Genomic DNA, 1,584 nt, shown 5'->3' with positions numbered 1-1,584 from the left:
ATACTGACTCAACAACTCCAGGTCATCTGCAAGTTTTTTTTAAAGGACTCTGGCTGTTGCGGCTTCTGCTTTTTGTGTTGCGGTGGTGGAACTTTAGCTTCGCCTGGAGCCGATAACGGGTCATCTGATACACGGTATGATATTCTGCTTCCACTGCTAAGTTCTGTGCTAACCATTGTTGCACTGCTCCGTAGCTTTCAAATCCTTGCTCTGGCTCCTCTAATCGCTTTGCCAACGCTGCTTGTGCCCATTGCGGAATCACCCTGACTCCACAAGAGCGTTCGCTTGAGTTCCACCATCTCATCCAGTCCACCATGACGGTATTTACATAACCAGGCTTGCACTGTGTTGCGATGTTTCCCGATGGCTTTGGCGATCGCAGTTCTCGTCGGTGCATTCTCCTGTTTGAGCCAGTACAGTACTTGCTAACGTTCTTTTGCTGTTGCTGTTTCGGCTTGACGCAACCTTTCTACCAAATCATCCAAACTTTCCTTGACTTCAATTGAGGTCACACCAACCATCGGTAGATATCTCTAAACGATGATTCTCAGTTTCCCTTATCTGCCCTGTCTCCTATTTAAGTTGGTATTACATAAGCGTAGAAGCGCAAGGACAAGTCGATACATACCACCCTCATCTAACACCATATACCGGGACTTAAACATTTTTGAGGCAGAAACAAGCCTCAAACCCATATAGGGCAAGGGGAATACACCAAAGGCTCAAAAATGCTTGAAACCCCGATATATCAACAAACTAGGCAAATCGATGTCAAAGTCTCTCTGTATATACATTTGAGTGTTTTTTATGGCTACTTTTTGTTTAAGTCACAATACAACTGCGATCGCCTGAGAGCAGATATCTATTCATGTCTGCCCCGTTCTCGATATGATAGTGCTGACGAATTACTGCCTGAAATAATCACGCTTCCTCCTTGTATTTTGAGGAAAGTGCCTAGATCATTGTTGCTCACAAGCGGGTGCTGTGGGGAGTTTTAGCGTCTGGGAAAAAAAAGTCAAAAATAGTTAGTGAAAAGAGTTGACAGTCTTGAGTGGGTTAGTTATATTGGATAAGTGCCGAACAGAGAGCGCACGAAAGAGCGGCTCGGAAGGCATCAGAACCATGAAAATATTATAGTTTGAAAGCCATAATACCACAAGTAGCCTGAGTCAAGAAAATGAGAGCACCAGGCTGAGGTGGATAAATAAGCAGTCAAAAAGAGCTAATAAAAGCTTTCCATTGCAAAACGGAGAGTTTGATCCTGGCTCAGGATGAACGCTGGCGGTATGCTTAACACATGCAAGTCGAACGGTGTCTTCGGACACAGTGGCGGACGGGTGAGTAACGCGTGAGAATCTAGCTTCAGGTCGGGGACAACCACTGGAAACGGTGGCTAATACCGGATGTGCCGGAAGGTGAAAGATTTATTGCCTGAAGATGAGCTCGCGTCTGATTAGCTAGTAGGTGTGGTAAGAGCGCACCTAGGCGACGATCAGTAGCTGGTCTGAGAGGATGATCAGCCACACTGGGACTGAGACACGGCCCAGACTCCTACGGGAGGCAGCAGTGGGGAATTTTCCGCAA

1 protein-coding gene and 1 other annotated feature are annotated in these 1,584 nt (G+C 46.3%); the gene reads right to left on the bottom strand.

Annotated features, from left to right (window positions below):
* Positions 1-197: 197 nt before the first annotated feature.
* Entirely contained in the window at positions 198-365 is a 168-nt protein-coding gene (locus tag I8748_RS36330; RefSeq protein WP_404800357.1) for a hypothetical protein, read from the bottom strand.
* 922 nt (positions 366-1,287) lie between these two features.
* Positions 1,288-1,584: a sequence feature (16S ribosomal RNA rRNA prediction is too short), on the top strand.

This window comes from Amazonocrinis nigriterrae CENA67 (genome assembly GCF_016056305.1).
GTDB classification, from domain to species: domain Bacteria; phylum Cyanobacteriota; class Cyanobacteriia; order Cyanobacteriales; family Nostocaceae; genus Amazonocrinis; species Amazonocrinis nigriterrae.
This window is presented reverse-complemented; position numbering and strand designations above follow the sequence as displayed.